We start from the raw sequence: 17618 nt of genomic DNA on the forward strand, positions 1-17618 counted from the left end.
CGTAGGGCGCGAGGGCGGCCCCACGGCGGCGTGCGCGGGTGCGAGCGGCGCGGACAAGGGCCGTGATCTCGGCGCCGCTCTGTCCGAGAAGCCGGTCCGTCAACCGGGCGAGATCCTGCGCGGGGATGTCCGGAATGGCACCGGCGAGGATGGCCTGCACCCCGGCGCGGTCGGGGGGCGTGACGGGGATGTGCCGGTCAAACCGCCCCGCGCGCCGGATCGCGGGGTCGACGGTGTCCGGAAAATTCGTGGCAGCGAGCACGATCACGCCCTCGGTCTTCATCAGGCGGTCGAGCTGGGTCAGCAGGCCGGTGACGACACCGATCATATAGCCGTTGTGGCTCTGTCCGCGGGTGTAGAAGGCATCGATTTCGTCGATGAAGAAGACGCTCGGCGCGGTGGCGCAGGCGCGGGTGACGGCCTCGGTCAGGCCTTTCAGCATGTCGCCTTGATGGCCCAGCCGCTGGTTGTCGGCGTAGCTGGTCGCGAATAGGGGCACGCCCGCGGACCCGGACAAGGCTGTCGCCAGCATCGTCTTGCCGTTGCCGGGCGGGCCATGCAGCAGGAATGACCTGATGACTTCGGACCAGTCGAGGGCACCGGCGCGCCAGTCCGCGAGATCGGCACAGAGGTCTTCGAGTGCCTGTTTGGCGGCGGGTTGGCCGTGGACATCGGCGAGCGTGACCTGTCCGGGCTTCGTGTCCGGGGTGGTGAGCCGGGCAAGCTCGGACTGAGCCGCGTCGATGTCGGGCGCGGCGAAGATGGCGGCGAGGTCCGACAGCCCGGCCGCGTCGGCGTCGGAGAGATCGAATGCGGGCTCGGTGACGTCATGGATCTCGGACAGCAACGCGCGCAGCATCGCGGCGCTGACCGGGATCTCGGGCAGCGGGTCGTCGAAGGCATCGGCATAAAGGTCGTCGATATCGGCCCGCGCAGGCGCGGCGCGGCGCAGCTGCGCGATGGCATCAGTGAAGCCGGGAAGGTCTTGGTGTGTCGGTGTCTCGGACATGGGAAATCCTCTCAAAGTCGGGCATGGCGGGGCCGCCCCGGGCGCGCCATCACGCGCCAGGTTGGGGGCATTGAAGATGTAGAAAGTTCAGGCGGCGGCGGTGCCGGGCGTCGTGTCCGGACCCTTGTCCGGGACAGTGTCGGCAAGCCCGAGCGCGTGCAGGGGGTCATCGAGGCTCTGCCGCGGTCCAACCCGCTGGAGCGCGTCAACAAGGAGATCAAGCGGAGCACCAACGTCGTGGGGTTCGTCGGGAAAACAGCGCCCCACGCTGTTTTCTGATCCTCCTCACTCCCCAACGACGGCGCCATCATCAGGCTCGTCGGCGCGATCATGCTCGAGGCCAACGACGAATGGACGGTCGCGCGCCGATACATGAGCCTTGAAACCCTCGCGCGCGTGAACGACACTCCTGACGTCAGGCGGCCCGCCGTGGCGTCCTGATCAGAACCCGGGCCTTCCCGAAGGTCGGCCTTCTTACACCATGGAAAGGGGCACTCTCCACTCCGCTTACCGGCGGAAAAAAAACCTGACGGATTTCGGTGTCGCCGCCGGTTCGTCTTGCTATCGGTGGGGCTTGGCGAAGGGTCAAGACCCCGGCGAGTTCACGCCCCGTCGGCCATCGATGACACCCGAGGTATCCGGACCGTGATCATGAGCCTTTGGACTGCGCGGGAACAACGGGCCAAGCGGCCATCGCGGGATGCGTTGAAAAAACCGGGCGCGGTGTTCACAAGGAAAGGCCGATCGTGGCACCATAGCGTAATGGTCCCGCCCGCGGTCAGGCGCGGGGGTGTCTTGAATTGAGCGGAAAGGCTGATGCATGAAATTGAATCCGATCGTTGAACGTGTCACCGAACGTGTCATTGCGCGGAGCGAAGCAACGCGCGGCGCGTATCTGGCGCGGATGAGCGCGGCGAGGGCCAAGGGAACAGTACGGGCGCATCTGGGGTGCAGCGGGCAGGCACACGCTTATGCCGCGTCCGGGCAGGACAAGACGCGCCTGATGGAGGGTACGGCAGGCAACCTCGGGATCGTCACGGCGTACAATGACATGTTGTCTGCGCATCAGCCGTTCGAACGTTTCCCTGACCTGATCAGGGAAGGGGCGCGTGACGCGGGCGGCACGGCGCAGGTGGCTGGTGGCGTTCCCGCGATGTGCGACGGCATTACCCAAGGTGAAACAGGGATGGAGCTCAGCCTGTTCTCGCGTGACGTGATCGCCCTCGCGGCGTCGGTGGGGCTTTCGCACAGCACGTTTGACGCGGCCGTATTCCTCGGTGTCTGCGACAAGATCGTACCCGGCCTTGTGATCGCGGCGCAAGCGTTCGGGCATCTTCCGGCTGTTTTCCTCCCGGCTGGGCCAATGGAAAGCGGATTGTCGAATGATGAAAAGGCGAAGGTGCGCCAGCAATTCGCCGAGGGCAAGGTTGGGCGCGACGCGTTGCTGAAAGCCGAAATGGCGGCTTATCACGGCCCCGGCACCTGTACTTTCTACGGCACGGCCAACACCAACCAAATGCTCATGGAGTTCATGGGGCTGCACCTGCCGGGCTCAAGTTTCGTCACGCCGAACACACCGCTGCGGGACGCGCTGACACAGGAAGGTGCACGGCGTGCATTGTCGCTGAGCGCGCTCGGCAACAGCTACACGCCGGTTTGCGACATTCTGGACGAGAAGGCGTTCGTGAACGGGATCGTCGGCCTCAACGCGACCGGCGGCTCGACCAACCTGCTCATTCACCTCGTGGCGATGGCCCGTGCCGGCGGGATCATGCTTGATTGGCAGGACTTCTCTGACCTGAGCGAGGTGACGCCGCTCATGGCGCGGGTCTATCCAAACGGGCTGGCGGACGTGAACCATTTTCACGCGGCCGGCGGTCTTGGATACATGATCGGTGACCTCCTGAAAGCCGGGCTCTTGCATCCTGATACCAACACGGTGGCCGGCGAGGGGCTGGCCCAGTACACCACCGAGCCCACGCTTGACGGCGACAGCGTGGCTTGGCGGCAGGGCCCGGGGGAAAGCCTCAATTCATCCATCCTTCGCCCGGTCAGCGATCCTTTCCAGGCAACCGGCGGCCTCAGACGGTTGAGCGGATCACTCGGTACGGCGGTCATGAAGGTCTCGGCGGTTGCCTCGGAACATCAGGTCGTGGAGGCGCCCGTGCGTGTTTTCAACGATCAAGAGGAGGTGAAGTCAGCATTCAAGGCGCGTGAGCTGTCCGGCGATGTGGTTGTCGTCGTGCGTTTTCAGGGGCCGAAGGCCAACGGCATGCCCGAGCTGCACAGCCTGACGCCGCTGTTGTCGATCCTCCAGGCGCGCGGGCAGAAAGTTGCCCTCGTGACGGATGGCAGGATGTCGGGGGCGTCGGGCAAGGTGCCGGCTGCGATCCATGTCTCTCCCGAAGCTCTCGATGGGGGAGCGATCTCGAAACTGCGGGATGGCGACTTGGTGCGTGTCGATGCCGTTGCCGGTACACTGGATGTCCTGACACCGGAAGTCGAGGCCCGCCCCGCCGCAAGCATTGACTTGACCGCGTACCACGCCGGTACAGGACGGGAACTTTTTGCTGCTTTCCGCGGTTCTGTCAGTACTGCCGAGTCCGGCGCAACTGTTTTCGGAGGGTGATCCATGGCCATCCTGCCGCGCGACGCAAGCCTTATGATGCGTGATTTCTGCGCCCTTGCCCCGATCATGCCGGTGCTTGTGGTTGACGATGCGTCATCGGCCCGGCCATTGGCCGAGGTCCTGATCGGCGCCGGTTTGCCGGCGCTCGAAGTCACTCTGCGTACACCTGCCGCACTGGACGCCACAAAGGAGATGGCCACCGTTCCCGGAGGGCAGGTCGGGGTCGGTACATTGATCACGCCCGATGACGTCAGGGCGGCGAAACGCGCCGGTGCGGCCTTCGGGGTTTCGCCGGGGGCAACCGAGGAACTGCTGGCAGCGTGCGAAGAGGAAGGCCTGCCCCTTTTGCCCGGTGCCGCAACGGCATCCGAGGCGATGAGCTTGCTGGCGCGCGGGTATGACATGCTCAAGTTCTTCCCGGCGGAACCCAGCGGAGGCACCCGTGCCTTGAAAGCGTTCGGGGGCCCTCTGCCCCAAATCAGTTTCTGCCCGACAGGGGGTATAAGCACGGGTAATGCGGGGGAGTATCTTGGCTTGGACAACGTGTTGTGTGTCGGCGGCAGTTGGATCGCGCCGAGGGACCTCGTCGCGCGCGGGGGCTGGGACGAAATCGAGAAACGGGCGAAGGCCGCCGCCGGGTTGGGATAGGCCGGCAACGGTCCCGTGCGACACGCCCGAAGAAGTGTCATGAAAGCCGGCAGGTAGTGGATTCATGCAGGATCAGTGGCCCGGCGACGGCACCATCATCGGCTGATCGCTGCGTCATCCCGGTTCAGCAGGGGATATGCTGCATTGACTTCGTGCCTGCGTGGTGCTGCGCATGTGCTGTTTAAAGCGTAGAGCTGTGCGAATGACCGGCAATGGTAGCGTTTGGCGGTCCCGCTCTTTCCCGCCCTTGGAAGCCGCAGATCACCGGTAGGCCGATAGCTGCAATCGAACCCGCCTGCCGAAACGGGCCTACGGGCTGTTTTTCGGCTGACTTCGGCCGCTTGAAAGCCGCCGGGCTGCGATGGCTGGGCTGGGGCAACCGATCAGGATCTCGCTCAGCCCTAACCGGACTGAAACCGCGCTCCGCGGTGACGAGGCTCCTGAGAAGTCACGGCGTGCGCGCGCTGTCCAAGATGTCCGCAAGCTGAGCCTTGTCCAGCGTCACGGGGTTTGCTTTCATGGACGACGAGGCCGCCGCCGCCTCGGCCGCCCCGGCCCGCATGTCGCCGGTGATCCCGAGCGCGTCGAGGCCGGACAGACCCTGCTTGTCCGACCATGCCGCGAGGGTGGCAAAGGCATCATCCGTGGCCCCGCCAAACGCCGCCGCGATCCAGCCTCGCACCTGGTCCAGCCGGGCATTCAGGGCCGGGTCGCGCGCCGCCGCCGCGTTGGCCGCCAGGCCATGAGGCAGCAGCGCCCCGCAGATGGCCCCGTGCGCCGCTCCCGACAGGCCGCCAAGCGGCCCGGCCAACCCGTGAACCACGCCAAGCCCGGCATTGGCCAACGCCAGCCCGCCGCAAAGGCTGACCCAGGCCATGCTGTCGCGCGCGCTGTCATCGGGGGCGTTCATCAATACCGAGAGCGCCGCCAGCCCTTGCGGGATCGCGGCGCGGCACATGGCATCGGTCATAGGGTTGGCCCGGGTGCACAGGAACGGCTCGATCACCTGCGTCACGGCGTCCAGCCCGGACGCCAGCGTGACATCACGCGGGCAGCCATCGGTGAGGGAAGGGTCGACGATGGCAATGTCGGGCAGCATCCGCGCGTCGCGCAGGCTGACCTTTCGGCGGTGGTCGGGCACGGAAATGACGGCGTTCCTTGTGACTTCTGCCCCGGTACCGGCCGTTGTCGGGAGGGCCGCAAAGGGCAGGGGCTTGGCCTCCAGCGGCAGGCCCTTGCCGACGACCTCGAGGTGGTCCGACAACGGCCGCCGCGCGGGGATCAGCGCGGCCACGGCCTTGCCCGCGTCAATCGCGGCGCCGCCGCCAACGGCGATCACGGCCCCGGTCCCGGCCCGGCGGCCCCGTGCGATGCCGTCCTGGATGACCTCCACCGTCGGCTCCCCCGATACGGGCATGATCTCGACGTCCGCGCCCTCGGCCTCCAGCGCGTCGATCAGCCAGCCCGCCCGTGCGGTATCGGACCCTGTGATGAGCAGGATCCGGGCGTGGAGCGAGGCCAGCTTCGGCACCGTCGTGGCCGCCTTGCCTCGCCCGAAATGGATCTGTCCGGCGGTGGCGAAGGTGAAGCAGGGCATTGTCATGAAGATGAATCTCCGGTGCTGGCCATGGTCACGCGCGCGACTTGCGCATCGGAGACATGGCCGCAAGCGCCGCCGAAGGCAAGCCGAGGCGCGCCAAGCATGCAGACCTTGCGCTGCGCGGTCGATAGGCAGAGCTCAGGGCAATCGGGTTGCGGGGCGTCGGCAAACACTTCGTCGTCCCGTCCGCGGCCTCGTCGACGCCGACGGCATGAACGCGCGTGTCGGCCGACCTGTTGGCCGAACACCACGCAGCCGCACGACCCCGAGCAAGATTTTGGCGATCGTTAGCGGTGAGCTTTTCGTTGAAATACGCGTTCACGGCTTTGATGGAAGCCGACATGGTGGAACCTGTCATCCCAAGTTTCGATGGCGCGCCGGATGCCTTTGACGCGATCAGGGCCAGCGCAAGGAACTGTACCGTGTTTTCCCTGTGAGGCCTCCCCACGCTATTTTAAAGCCCGGCAATCGTGAGGCAGGACGGCGGAGGACATGGGTTAGCGCATTTATTGTTGCATTCGATCAGGAAGGGGTTGCAGGAGACAGGGTCAAATACATATAAAAAATTGAATATGATGGCTTGCGCCTCGGCATGCGTAAAATCACTGCGCCGGGTCGCATCCCTCCACAGAGTCGAGCATCAAGGAATGACCTGATATGTTCAAGACGTCAGAAACCCGCTTCCTGCCGAATTCGCGCCGGGGGCGTAAAAACCAGCTTCAAAACAAGGAGCCAGCCGTTCAATGATCGAAACAGAGTTCACCCCGCTTCAGTCGCTGGCGGGCGGTGCACTGATCGGGGGCGCCGCCGTCCTGGTCATGGCAACACTCGGGCGTATCATGGGCGCGACCGGGATCCTTTCGGGTGTCGTCTGGCCGGCGGGCCCCGGTGAGCGGCGATGGCGCGCGTCGTTGTTGCTTGGCATGATCAGCGGTCCACTGGCGGTCTACGCGATATCCGGTGAGATGCCCGAGATAAGGGTGCAGAATTCCACGGGCATGTTCGCCCTTGGCGGGGTCCTGGTGGGTATCGGGGTCACGTTCGGCTCGGGCTGCACGTCGGGTCACGGTGTCTGCGGCATGGCGCGGGTGTCCCCCCGGTCAATCGTTGCGACGGTGACATTCATGATAACGACGGCGGCGACAGTTTTCGTCGTTCGCCACATCGTCGGAGGCTGAGGCATGCGACTTGTCGTAACATATCTGATCGGACTGATCTTCGGCGTGGGCATCTCCATCTCGGGAATGGCGAACCCGGCCAAGGTTTTGAATTTCTTCGATGTGGCAGGCGCGTGGGACCCGTCCCTTATTTTCGTCATGGGGGGCGCGCTGGCCGTTACTTTCCTCGGCTATCGCCTTGTTCTGGCGCGTGACAGGCCGATCATGTCCGAGCGTTTCCACTTGCCCGCCAGTTCCGCGATCGATCGCCGGCTGGTCGGTGGCTCCGCACTGTTCGGTGTCGGTTGGGGCCTCTCGGGATTTTGCCCCGGCGGGGCAATACCGGCCCTGGGGACGGGACGCTGGGAAGTCGCCCTGTTTCTTGCATGTGTGCTGGCAGGAGTCGCGATCGCCCGGGGCGTTCAATCCCGTGCCGCTACTCGTTCCGCCGCGTAAAACTGCGAAAGGTGCGTAACGGGATATCAGCCGGATGCGTAATGTCCCGTTACGCCGCAAACGATCGGCCCGGTCTCGCCGTCCCGCCAAAAACGTGTTGCGCGACTTTCCTTGACGAGTCAGCGTCCGACACCGGGGCAACCGGTGGATCGCGGGGCCCGGTTCAGGTGTGCAGTCGCCTGTACCTCTGGGGGCTCATGCCGGCCCAGTTGCGAAAGGCCCTCGAGAAGGCGGACAGTTCCGAGTAGCCGAGGTTCAGGGCGATTTCCGTCAGCGGCATGTCGGATTCGCTCAGATAATGCAGGGCCAGTTCCTCTCGCGCGGCCTTGACGAGGTCGTTGAAATGGACGCTGTGCCTTTTGAGTTCCTTGCGGAATTCGAGATCTGTCATCCCGAGCGCCTTGGCGATCTCCTGCGGGATGGGGGCTGCGCTGCTGAGGTTCATCTTGATCTGGTCGCGCACGATGGTCGCGAAATCTTCCGGCGCCTCCAGTTTCTGGCAGCGCTGCTCGAGGAACGGTCGTATGATCGAAAACAGGTAAGGATCAGCCTCCGGCATCCGTGCATCAAGGTCGCGCCGTCGGAACGCGAACGCATTGGTCCGGCGCCCGAAACGGACAGGGGCGCGGAAAGCGGCCGAATGCGCGCCACCGCCTGCGGGACCGTCGTGTTCGAAACGGACTTCCAGCGGCGACCAGTCCTCGCCAAGCGCGGAGCGAAAGATATTGCAGAACATGCCGAGCGACAGCTCCGCATCCTGCCGCCGGTTCTCGATCCGCGGGTCGAGGATGTGATAACTCAACCAGAGAACGCCGCTGTCCTGGATGAGCGTGAAGCTCGTCTGGTTCTGGTGCGCCGGAAAAAACGCCTCCATGTTGCGCACGGCCGCGGACAGGGTCGGGGACGAAATCGCGGCATAACCCAACGCGCCGAGCTGCTTGGGCTGAAAATGCCGGCCGAATTCAAGGCCGATGGTTTCGTTGTCGGTGTTGCTGGCCGCGGTCTCGAACAGGCGGCAATATTGCTCGAGGTTCAGTTCGTTGACCGGATCGGCGGTCTCGTCGATATCGATGCCGGCTTGCCCGAAGATGCGATCAACATCCCCGCCGAATCGCGAGAAAAGCTCGGCCGCGCCGGTTGTCGCCGATGCCAACACCTTCGAGGGCGATCTGGTTGAAATGGAATGCGACACGTTCATAGCGTTCTCCATCGGGCGCCTGACTGTCCAGTGAACCCGGTAAAACAAGGGGTAGCCGGCAGCCGCACCTTCACCGGTTCGATCTTGGGTGGCGCGGGCACGGCCTGTCAACACTGCATTTCGTCGGCGATGCGTCGGTTTCACACAGGTGTTAAATTTGGGTCGGTGCCTGTCAAGCAATGATGGCTTTCCCGGCACAGAGTGAGTGGGCAAGGGTCCCGACCGCAAAAGAGGGCTCGTGAATGCCAAAGGTCCAAACTGGGAGAAAACGATGAAACTCACACGACGCAACTTCAACGCAGGTCTGGCGGGGCTTGTCGGCGCCGGGGCGATGTCCCCGCTTTCGAAGGCGCACGCCGCCCGCTCGGATCGGATGAATATTCTGTGCTGGGAAGGCTACAACAGCGACGATGTCCTCGGCCCATTCCGCGAGATGCACCCCGACGCAACCGTGCGGGCCGAGAGCGGGACCTCGGACCCCAGCATGATCAACAAGCTGCGCGCGGGCGAGGTGAATGTCTGGGACCTCATCAACGTCAACCAGCCCTGGGCGCGGGACCAGCTGTATCCCGAGGACCTGATCAAGCCGCTGAGCAAGGATCGGTTCATGCCCTATTTCGACAGGATGCTCCCCGGCTTTTCCGACCCTTATCCCCTGTCTTTCGCCGATGCCGGGAAGCTGATCGGAATGCCACAGCGTTTCGGGCCGTTCTCCTTCGTGATCAATACCGACAAGATCAGCCGCGAGACGGCCGAGAAGGAAGGGTGGAACCTGTTCCTCGACCCGGCGATGAAGGATCGCTACGGCGTGTTGACCTATGACAACTGGAACATCATCCACCTGTGCCTCACGGCGGGGCTGAACCCGTTCGAAGCCGTGGAAGGTGGTGATCTGGACAAGTTCCGCGAAACGGCGAACGCGATCTTCGGCGGGGCGACGCTGCTGACCGATGACCTCGTTGCCATGAACACGGCGCTGATAAACGGCGAAATCGACGCGTATTTCACCGGCGGCACCTACACGGCCTCGCCCGCACGTCTGGACGGATTGACCAATATCCGGGCGGTCACGCCCAATTCGGGCCCCGTGGACGGCAAGGGCGGTGTCGTCTGGATTGAGCTGACTTCGGCCGTCAATAACCCCGATCCGTCAAGTCTGGCGGAAGATTTCCTGGAGTTCGTGCAGAAGCCTGATATCTGCAAGCAGGTCGCTTTCTCGGAGGGGACGTACAACCCCGTCGCGCAGATGGGCAACGACGCGGTGATGTCCACCTTCGATGCCGAGGAACTCGACGCCATCCAGTGGGACAGCCTTGAAGAGGAAATGGCGCGATCGCTCGATTACTCGGTCGTGACATCCTACGACACGCTGATCGACGTCTACACGCAGGCCCGTCGCGGCTAACGTCCGCCGTGCCGAGCGCGATCCCGGCGTTCGGTCGCCGGGATCGTCATGCAGTCATACAAATTACGGTGTTCCATGCCCAGTGAACCAATCCTGACCCTCGAAGGTGTGGTCAAAAACTTTGGCAATTTCACCGCGCTTCACGGGATCGACCTGGATATCCAGGACGGCGAATTCCTGACGATCGTGGGGCCGTCCGGATCCGGCAAATCGACATTGATCCGCCTGCTGGTCGGCATGGATGACCCGAGCGCGGGCCAGATAAGGCTGCGCGGTGAGCGAATCGACACCACCCCGGCCGACAAGCGGCCCACCTGCATGGTGTTCCAGTCCCTCGCGCTGTTCCCGCACAAGAGCGTGGGCGCCAACATCGAGTTCCCGCTAAAGATCCGCGGCGTTGCCCCTGACGTGCGCAAGCAGCGCGCCGTGGAATTGCTGAACCTTCTGCACCTGCCCGAAAGCTATTACGGCAAGAGCATCTCGCAGTGCTCGGGCGGGGAGAAGCAGCGCGTGGCACTGGCCCGGGCGCTTGCTTTCGATCCCGAGATACTTTTTTTCGACGAACCGCTTTCCGCGCTGGATTACCGCCTGAGAAAGGCGCTGGAAAAGGAATTGAAGGACCTGCACGAACGCACCGGCAAGACCTTCGTCTACATCACTCACTCGCTCGAGGAGGCGATGGTCATGTCGGACCGTATCGCCATCATGCGCGAGGGTCGATTCGAACAGATCGCCACGGCCGACGAAATCTATGCCCGCCCGGTCAGCCGCTTCGTCGCCAGCTTCATGGGCGAGGTCAATCTTTTCGACGTGGAAGGAACGGCCAAGGGCGGGCTGCGCAGCGAAGGTGTCGAGATCCACGTGAACGGTGACACCTCGGATTGCGGGATCACGATGCCGCAGGGCCAGCATGCCGTTCTCATGGTGCGCCCGGAATTCGTCCGCTTCATGACACCCGGTGTGACGTCCGATTTCGTCGTGCGCGGGGTGCTGCGCGCGGAATATGCCCTCGGGTCGCGCATCCAATACGAGGTCGAGGCGGCCAACGGCGCGCGCCTGACGGTCGAGAAACTTCGCGAGGATCGCTTCGACGGGGAGATCGGCGAGGATGTCGTGCTGGGCTGGGACACCGACCATACCCACCTGATCAAGGAGGCCGCGTCGTGACCGATCGGGATGGCAAGCTCGGTTTCCTTTCCTCCGTGCCGCTGGTCGTGATCCTCGTTTTCTGTTTCGCGGCGCCGTTGGGGGTTGTGGCGATATTCTCGACCATGCCGCAAAAGGTATTTGACTTTGGCCACGTGCCGGATTTCTCGGCCTACAAGGTTCTTGTCGAACAGGGCTACTACAAGTCGCTGTTATGGTCGCTGGGCATGGCGGCGATGGCGACGGTGCTGCTGTTCTTCATATGCTGGCCGCTTGCCTTCGGCATGGCCAAGGTGTTCGGGCGCTTCACGCTCGTTGTCACGATCGCGGTGGTGATAAACCTTTTCGTGTCCGAGAACATCCGGCTGTTCGGCTGGGTGCTGACGCTGATGAAGGGCGGCCTTGTCGAGGGGCATCTGCGGGCATGGACGGGCATGGGATTCGACAGCCCGCTCTACAATGCCGGGATCATCGTCTTCGGGCTGGTATACGTGTACTTCCCGTTCATGCTCTTCCCGCTGGCGCAGGGCATCTCGATGGTGCCCGATGACGCGCGGCAGGCGGCCTCGGACCTCGGGGCGTCCAAGTGGCGCGTGCTCATGGAAATCGACCTGCCGCTGGCGGCCCCGGGAATCATGGTGGGCAGCCTGTTGTGCTTCGTGCTGTCGGCCGGCGCGCTGGCCGAGGCCAAGCTGCTCGGGGGACGATCCGTGATCGTGATCGCGGACGATATCGAATCCGCCTTCACCTATGGTCAGGACTGGCCGCTCGGATCGGCGCTGTCGATGGTGCTCATCCTGATCATCGGGTCGCTGGCCATCTTCGCGATATCGCGGATCGACCTTGACGCGATCATGGGAAGGAAACGCTGATGAAAACCAGCCCTGCCGCACGCCTCGCCCTGATGATCTACGGCCTTGTCACGATCGCGATCCTGTACCTGCCGCTGGTCTCCGTCGGCTTCGCCTCGGTGTCCAAGTCGCGCTACCTGTCGTTCCCGATCCGTCGCTACGCGTTCGAATGGTATTCCGACGCCTTCAACAGCTCTACCGTCAGCGACCTGCTGGCCACCTCGCTCAAGGTCGCGGTGATCGTCACGGTCATCTCGATGGTGGCGGGTTTCTTCGGCGCGCTTGCCTTCGCCCGGTATCACTGGCGGTTCCGCAGCGTCTTCCAGAAGTTGATCCTGCTGCCGATCTTCTTTCCGCAGGCGGTTCTGGGGCTGTCGCTGCTAATGTGGTTCAACTCGCTCGGGGTCATTCCCAGCTGGAAAACGGCGGTTGTCGCCCATCTGGTCTGGATCGCCCCGATCGCGACCCTCATCATCGCGATTCGTGCCTACAGTTTCGACCCTTCGCTGGAGGAGGCCGCGCGCGACATGGGGGCCTCGACCTTCACGATCCTGCGCGAGGTCACGCTGCCGCTTCTCATGCCGGGGGTCGTCTCAGCCGGGCTGTTCGCATTCCTGCTGAGCTGGGGAAATTTCCCGCTATCGCTGTTCACCACGGGGGCGGATTCGACGTTGCCGGAATGGCTGTATGCCAAGATGGTGTCGGGGTACTCACCTCTGGTGCCCACAGTGGGCATCCTGTCGATCGCGGTTTCCATCCTGCTTCTGATCGCGGCCATCGTAATCTTCCGCTTCTACCGGGCCGTCCGGCCGGGGGATGCGGGGGGACACACCTGAGAAAACCATACAAGGGAGGACACAACCATGCTCACGTCAATCAAGGGTAAAAGCGTCATCGTGACCGGCGGCTCCAAGGGGATCGGGCTCGGGATCGCGCGGGTCTTTTCGAAGCAGGGCGCAAAGGTGACGGTGGCGTCGCGCGGCAAGGAAGCCGGCGAGGCCGCGGTGGACCACCTCAATTCCGTGGGCGGCGATGCCCGCTGGACGGAGTGCGACGTCAGCGATTGGGGAAGCGTTCAGGACATGGTCAACGGAGCAGTCGCCGCACAGGGCGGGCTGGATATCCTGTGCGCCAATGCTGGCGTATTCCCACAGACCAAGATGGTCGACATGGACGTCGACGAATGGGACAAGGTGCTGGCGACGAACCTGCGGTCCTCGTTCCTGGCGGTGAAGGCCGCGATCCCGCAGTTCGAGAAAGCGGGCAAGGGCCGTGTCGTGCTGACATCGTCGATCACCGGCCCGGTCACCGGCTTCCCCGGCTGGACGCATTACGGGGCGTCCAAAAGCGGGCAACTCGGGTTCCTCAAGACCGCCGCGATGGAGCTGTCGCGCTACAACACCACGATAAACGCGGTGATGCCGGGCAACATCTATACCGAGGGCCTGCAGGATCTTGGGCAGGAGTACCTTGACACGATGGCGGCGTCGATCCCGCTCAAGCGTCTTGGCGATGTCGAGGATATCGGTAATGCCGCGCTGTTCTTCGCCTCGGACGAGGCGGGCTACATCACCGGCCAGCAAGTCGTCGTGGATGGTGGCCAGATACTTCCCGAGTCGCTGGAGGCGATGGAAGAAATCTGAGCGGCAGCTTAACGGCGAGGGAGACAAGTCATGGCGACGACCGACATGCCGCTCGAGCAGCAGCTCGAGCACCTTGAAGTATTGGCAAATGACTCGCTGTCATTGTGGGACATTCCCGATGACGCGACGGCGCGGCTGATCAACGTGTCCGAGAACGCGACCTACCTGGTCGAGGGGAGCGGGCACAAATCCATCCTCCGCATCCATCGCGAGAACTACCACAGCCGGCGCGCGATCGAGTGCGAGCTGGATTGGTCGCACGCGCTGGACCGCGAAAGCGAGGTCATGACGCCCGGCGCCTACACCGGGCGCGACGGCGAGGTGATCCAGCAGGGCCAGCCGCAGGGGCTGCCTTATCCGCGTTACATGGTGCTTTTCGAGTTCGTCGACGGCGACCAGCCCGATGAAAGCCACGATCTGGAAGGGCCGTTCGAGGAACTGGGCGAGATCGCGGCGCGCACCCATCTGCATTCCATCGGCTGGCAACGGCCACAGCCGTTCGAGCGGTTGACATGGAATCTTGAAACCGTTTTGGGCGATGCGCCGACATGGGGCCACTGGCGCGACGCGCCCAACGTGACCCCCGAAATCGAGAAGGTCCTCGCCCGCGCGGAGGAAACGGTCAAGCGGCGGCTGTCGTCCTTTGGCAGCGGCCCCGAGCAGTACGGGCTGATCCATGCCGACATGCGGCTGGCCAACCTGTTGATCGGGGACAACGGAACGCGGCTGATCGATTTTGACGACTGCGGTTTCGGTTGGTTCCTGTACGATTTCGCGACGGGCATTTCCTTCATGGAGGACCATCCGAGCGTGCCGCGCCTGCGCGAGGCATGGGTGCGGGGCTACCGCAAGGTGCGCGACTTGTCCGCTGCCGAAGAGCGCGAGATCGACAGTTTCGTGATGCTGCGCCGTCTGGCGCTGCTGGCCTGGATCGGCAGCCATATCGAGGCGCCCGAGCCGCAGGAGCTGGCGCCGGATTTTGCCCGCGTATCCGCGGAACTGGCCGAAAGCTACCTGTCGAAACTTGGCTGACGGGTGTCAATCGCGGTGTCGCGCCTGTCAAGCGGGCGCCGGCAGAATCGCTGAGTATGAATGCGAACGCAATGACGAGGTCCCGACATGAGCCAGGAAAAGTTGGACTTCCTGCAACGGTCCAAAGAGTTCTGGAACCCGGGCAAGACCCAGGACTGGCAGGACATGGGCGTCGATTTGGTGATCGACCGTCGGGAACGCTATTACCTGTACGACATGGACGGCCGTCGGCTCATCGACGCGCACCTAAACGGCGGCACCTACAACCTGGGCCACCGTCACCCTGAACTGGTCGAGGTTCTCAAGGCGGGAACCGAACGCTTCGACATGGGCAACCACCATTTCCCCGCGCTGGCCCGCACCGCGCTGGCCGAGGCTCTGGCGGCCTGCGCGCCGACGCCCGGCATGCACTACACGGCCTACGGCGCGGGCGGGGCGGAAGCCATCGACATCGCGCTCAAGACGGCACGCCATGCCACCAAGAAGCGCAAGATCGTCTCGATCATCAAGGCGTATCACGGCCATACCGGCCTCGCGGTCAAGACGGGCGACGAACGGTTCTCGAAGCTGTTCCTGTCCGAGGACACCCACGGGGAATTCGTGCAGGTGCCGTTCAACGACCTGAACGCGATGGAAGAGGCGCTGAAGGGCCGCGACGTGGCCGCCGTCATCATGGAGACGATCCCGGCCACCTACGGCTTCCCGATGCCCCACGAGGGGTACCTGCCGGGTGTCAAGAAACTGTGCGAGCGGTACGACGCGCTCTACATCGCCGACGAGGTGCAGACGGGCCTGATGCGCACGGGCGAAATGTGGGGCTGCATGCGCTACGGCATCCAGCCCGACATCATGGTCACCGGCAAAGGCATCACCGGCGGCATGTACCCGATCGCCTGCTGCCTGATCGCCGAGCACGCGGCGGGCTGGCTCAAGGAGGACGGTTTCGGCCACATCTCCACCGCCGGCGGGGCCGAATTGGGCTGCATCGTGTCGATGAAGACGCTCGAGATCCTGCAGCGCCCGGAAATCCGGTCGATGGTGCGGTTCATATCGGACTTCATCCGCGACGGGCTGGAACGGATCATGGCAGAGTACTCGGATTTCTTCATCGGTATCCGGCAGCACGGCGTGGTGATGGGGCTCGAATTCAACCATGAGCAGGGCGCCAAGCCGGTGATGAAGCATCTGTACGAAAACGGGGTCTGGGCCATTTTCTCGACGCTCGATGCGCGGGTTCTGCAGTTCAAGCCCGGGCTTCTGATGACGCAGGCCGAGGCCGAGGAGCTGCTGCGCCGTGTGGAAATCGCGGTTGGGCTGGCGCGCAAGGACGTCATGGGTGACCGCCGGAGGATGGTGTGATGGAACCGGAAATCCGAACACTTGTCGATATTTCCGACAGCAAGGCGGCGCTCGAGGGGCGTGCCGAGATGCTGCTGGAACGCGCGCACTGGGCCGCCGCGGTATTCCAACGGTACGACCGGGCCGCGACGATGGCGATCGTCGATGCCGTTGCCGCCTGTGCCCATGAGAACGCTGCCCGGTTTGCCGAGGACGCGGTGGCCGAAACGGGCTTTGGCGTGGCCGAGCACAAGAAGCTCAAGAACGAGCTGACGGCCCGGCCGCTGGTGGATTTCTACCGCGACCAGGACTTCATCAACCCGCGCATCGACGAGGACAGGAAACTCGTCGAGCTGCCGCGCCCGGCTGGTGTGGTCTTTGCGCTGACGCCCTCCACGAACCCGATCGCGACCCTGAATTTCAAGGTGCTGATCGCCCTGATGACGCGCAACGCGATCGTCATCAGCCCGCATCCGGCCGCCCGGAAATGCAGCATCGAAGCCGCTCACCTGCTGGCGGAGGCCGCCACCGCGGCCGGGGCGCCGGACGGGATCATCCAGATACTCGACAAGCCGTCGATCCCGATGATCGAGACGCTGATGCAATCGGGCCGGACGAACGTGATCCTCGCGACCGGGGGTACGGCAATGGTGCGCGCGGCCTATTCATCTTCCAACCCAGCAATCGGCGTGGGGCCGGGCAATGCGCCTGTTCTGGTGGATGAAACCGCCGACATGGCGAAGGCGGCCAAGTGCATCGTCGACTCCAAGAGTTTCGACAACTCGATCCTGTGCACCAATGAAAGCGTCCTGATCACGCTGCCCGCGGTCGAGGATCAAGTCAGGCGCGCCCTGCGGTCGCAGGGGGGGCATCTCTGCGACGAGGAGGAAACGGAGCGCCTGCGCCGGTTGCTGTTCCATGAGCGCGGGTTCAATGTCGAAATGGTGGGCCGCGATGCGGGCTGGATCGCGCAGGAGGCGGGTATCAAGGTCCCGCAGGGGACACGCATCCTTGTTGCGCCGATCGCGCAGATCGGTGTCGAGGAACGCCTGAGCCGCGAGAAACTCTGCCCCGTTCTCGCGCTTCACGTTGCGAAGAACCGAAAGCAGGCCCTCGACCAGGCCCGCGCCGTGTTGCGCATGACCGGGGCAGGGCACTCGGCCGCAATCCATTCAACCGATCCGGCCCTCAACATGGCCTATGCACAGAAGGTCGAGGCCTACCGCGTGGTCGTCAACGCGCCCTGTTCGCAGGGGGCGTCTGGGTTTGCCACCAATCTTGCGCCGACTTTCACCGTGGGGACGGGGTATTTCGGACGGTCATCCATCGGCGAGAACGTCGGGCCGCAACACCTGGTGCACTGGACCCGCATTGCCCATGCGTCGGGCACGGACGAACCTTTCGGATCCTACCACGGGCTCGGACAGGATTTCAGCGGGGCATTGCCCGAAGCCCCGTCCGATGGCGTGCCCGGCAGCGCGGCGCCCCGCGCGGCGCCATCGCCGC

The 17618-nt window shown here is 63.9% G+C and carries 16 protein-coding genes and 1 pseudogene; 13 read left to right on the plus strand and 4 right to left on the minus strand.

The window, feature by feature from the left end; genetic code table 11:
- Positions 1–1009, minus strand: a 1009-nt coding sequence (locus ACH107_RS21540; protein ID WP_412507551.1) for an AAA family ATPase, incomplete at its 3' end; no start/stop codon positions are given.
- 186 nt (positions 1010–1195) lie between these two features.
- Between ACH107_RS21540 and ACH107_RS21545 the strand changes: the two are divergent.
- The 3 genes and pseudogenes from ACH107_RS21545 to eda form a co-directional block, all read left to right on the plus strand.
- Positions 1196–1450 (plus strand): annotated as a pseudogene (locus tag ACH107_RS21545) (transposase); the annotation flags it as partial.
- 379 nt (positions 1451–1829) lie between these two features.
- Positions 1830–3638, plus strand: coding sequence for a phosphogluconate dehydratase (gene edd, locus ACH107_RS21550; RefSeq protein ID WP_412507552.1), 1809 nt, complete (start codon positions 1830–1832; stop codon positions 3636–3638).
- 3 nt (positions 3639–3641) lie between these two features.
- Positions 3642–4286 carry a bifunctional 4-hydroxy-2-oxoglutarate aldolase/2-dehydro-3-deoxy-phosphogluconate aldolase gene (gene eda / locus ACH107_RS21555; RefSeq protein WP_412507553.1) on the plus strand — a complete coding sequence of 215 codons (645 nt, stop codon included), beginning with the start codon at positions 3642–3644 and terminating at the stop codon, positions 4284–4286.
- Positions 4287–4734: 448 nt separating this feature from the next.
- On the opposite strand, the gene ACH107_RS21560 is transcribed toward eda, so the two are convergent.
- Complete coding sequence (locus ACH107_RS21560) at positions 4735–5883, minus strand: iron-containing alcohol dehydrogenase (RefSeq protein WP_412507566.1); 1149 nt, start codon at positions 5881–5883, stop codon at positions 4735–4737.
- 34 nt (positions 5884–5917) lie between these two features.
- Positions 5918–6229, minus strand: coding sequence for a hypothetical protein (locus tag ACH107_RS21565; protein WP_412507554.1), 312 nt, complete (start codon positions 6227–6229; stop codon positions 5918–5920).
- Between the two features lie 400 nt (positions 6230–6629).
- Here ACH107_RS21565 and ACH107_RS21570 point away from each other — a divergent pair, with 400 nt between their 5' ends.
- On the plus strand, positions 6630–7064 hold the full coding sequence (locus ACH107_RS21570; RefSeq protein ID WP_412507555.1) for a YeeE/YedE family protein: 435 nt from the start codon (positions 6630–6632) through the stop codon (positions 7062–7064).
- Positions 7065–7067: 3 nt separating this feature from the next.
- Positions 7068–7499 (plus strand): DUF6691 family protein, encoded by a 432-nt coding sequence (locus tag ACH107_RS21575; RefSeq protein ID WP_412507556.1) that lies wholly within the window; start codon positions 7068–7070, stop codon positions 7497–7499.
- Between the two features lie 163 nt (positions 7500–7662).
- On the opposite strand, the gene ACH107_RS21580 is transcribed toward ACH107_RS21575, so the two are convergent.
- Complete coding sequence (locus ACH107_RS21580) at positions 7663–8979, minus strand: AraC family transcriptional regulator (RefSeq protein ID WP_412507557.1); 1317 nt, start codon at positions 8977–8979, stop codon at positions 7663–7665.
- Between ACH107_RS21580 and ACH107_RS21585 the strand changes: the two genes are divergently transcribed.
- The 8 genes from ACH107_RS21585 to ACH107_RS21620 all read left to right on the plus strand — a co-directional run.
- Positions 8969–10102, plus strand: a complete 1134-nt coding sequence (locus tag ACH107_RS21585; protein ID WP_412507558.1) for an ABC transporter substrate-binding protein — start codon at positions 8969–8971, stop codon at positions 10100–10102. The two genes, ACH107_RS21580 and ACH107_RS21585, sit on opposite strands and share 11 nt — an antisense overlap.
- Before the next feature lie 75 nt (positions 10103–10177).
- Complete coding sequence (locus ACH107_RS21590) at positions 10178–11269, plus strand: ABC transporter ATP-binding protein (RefSeq protein ID WP_412507559.1); 1092 nt, start codon at positions 10178–10180, stop codon at positions 11267–11269.
- Positions 11266–12120: an ABC transporter permease gene (locus ACH107_RS21595; protein ID WP_412507560.1), complete on the plus strand. Its 855-nt coding sequence runs from the start codon at positions 11266–11268 to the stop codon at positions 12118–12120. Before ACH107_RS21590 ends, ACH107_RS21595 begins: the two co-directional genes overlap by 4 nt.
- Positions 12120–12935, plus strand: coding sequence for an ABC transporter permease (locus ACH107_RS21600; RefSeq protein ID WP_412507561.1), 816 nt, complete (start codon positions 12120–12122; stop codon positions 12933–12935). Before ACH107_RS21595 ends, ACH107_RS21600 begins: the two co-directional genes overlap by 1 nt.
- A 27-nt stretch (positions 12936–12962) precedes the next feature.
- Positions 12963–13742, plus strand: coding sequence for a 3-oxoacyl-ACP reductase FabG (fabG, locus tag ACH107_RS21605; protein WP_412507562.1), 780 nt, complete (start codon positions 12963–12965; stop codon positions 13740–13742).
- A gap of 30 nt (positions 13743–13772) precedes the next feature.
- Entirely contained in the window at positions 13773–14774 is a 1002-nt protein-coding gene (locus ACH107_RS21610; protein WP_412507563.1) for a phosphotransferase enzyme family protein, read from the plus strand.
- Positions 14775–14861: 87 nt separating this feature from the next.
- Positions 14862–16133: an aspartate aminotransferase family protein gene (locus tag ACH107_RS21615; protein WP_412507564.1), complete on the plus strand. Its 1272-nt coding sequence runs from the start codon at positions 14862–14864 to the stop codon at positions 16131–16133.
- The coding region (locus ACH107_RS21620) for an aldehyde dehydrogenase family protein (protein ID WP_412507565.1) at positions 16133–17618 on the plus strand (1486 nt) is incomplete at its 3' end. The genes ACH107_RS21615 and ACH107_RS21620, both read left to right, overlap by 1 nt.

This window comes from Roseovarius halophilus (ex Wu et al. 2025) (assembly GCF_047086965.1).

What these genes read in the sequence shown, in the direction of transcription:
- edd (WP_412507552.1), top strand. Translation starts at nt 1,830, where the DNA reads ATGAAATTGAATCCGATCGTTGAACGTGTCACCGAACGTGTCATTGCG.
- eda (WP_412507553.1), top strand. Translation starts at nt 3,642, where the DNA reads ATGGCCATCCTGCCGCGCGACGCAAGCCTTATGATGCGTGATTTCTGC.
- ACH107_RS21560 (WP_412507566.1), bottom strand. Translation starts at nt 5,883, where the DNA reads ATGCCCTGCTTCACCTTCGCCACCGCCGGACAGATCCATTTCGGGCGA.
- ACH107_RS21565 (WP_412507554.1), bottom strand. Translation starts at nt 6,229, where the DNA reads ATGTCGGCTTCCATCAAAGCCGTGAACGCGTATTTCAACGAAAAGCTC.
- ACH107_RS21570 (WP_412507555.1), top strand. Translation starts at nt 6,630, where the DNA reads ATGATCGAAACAGAGTTCACCCCGCTTCAGTCGCTGGCGGGCGGTGCA.
- ACH107_RS21575 (WP_412507556.1), top strand. Translation starts at nt 7,068, where the DNA reads ATGCGACTTGTCGTAACATATCTGATCGGACTGATCTTCGGCGTGGGC.
- ACH107_RS21585 (WP_412507558.1), top strand. Translation starts at nt 8,969, where the DNA reads ATGAAACTCACACGACGCAACTTCAACGCAGGTCTGGCGGGGCTTGTC.
- ACH107_RS21590 (WP_412507559.1), top strand. Translation starts at nt 10,178, where the DNA reads ATGCCCAGTGAACCAATCCTGACCCTCGAAGGTGTGGTCAAAAACTTT.
- ACH107_RS21600 (WP_412507561.1), top strand. Translation starts at nt 12,120, where the DNA reads ATGAAAACCAGCCCTGCCGCACGCCTCGCCCTGATGATCTACGGCCTT.
- fabG (WP_412507562.1), top strand. Translation starts at nt 12,963, where the DNA reads ATGCTCACGTCAATCAAGGGTAAAAGCGTCATCGTGACCGGCGGCTCC.
- ACH107_RS21610 (WP_412507563.1), top strand. Translation starts at nt 13,773, where the DNA reads ATGGCGACGACCGACATGCCGCTCGAGCAGCAGCTCGAGCACCTTGAA.
- ACH107_RS21615 (WP_412507564.1), top strand. Translation starts at nt 14,862, where the DNA reads ATGAGCCAGGAAAAGTTGGACTTCCTGCAACGGTCCAAAGAGTTCTGG.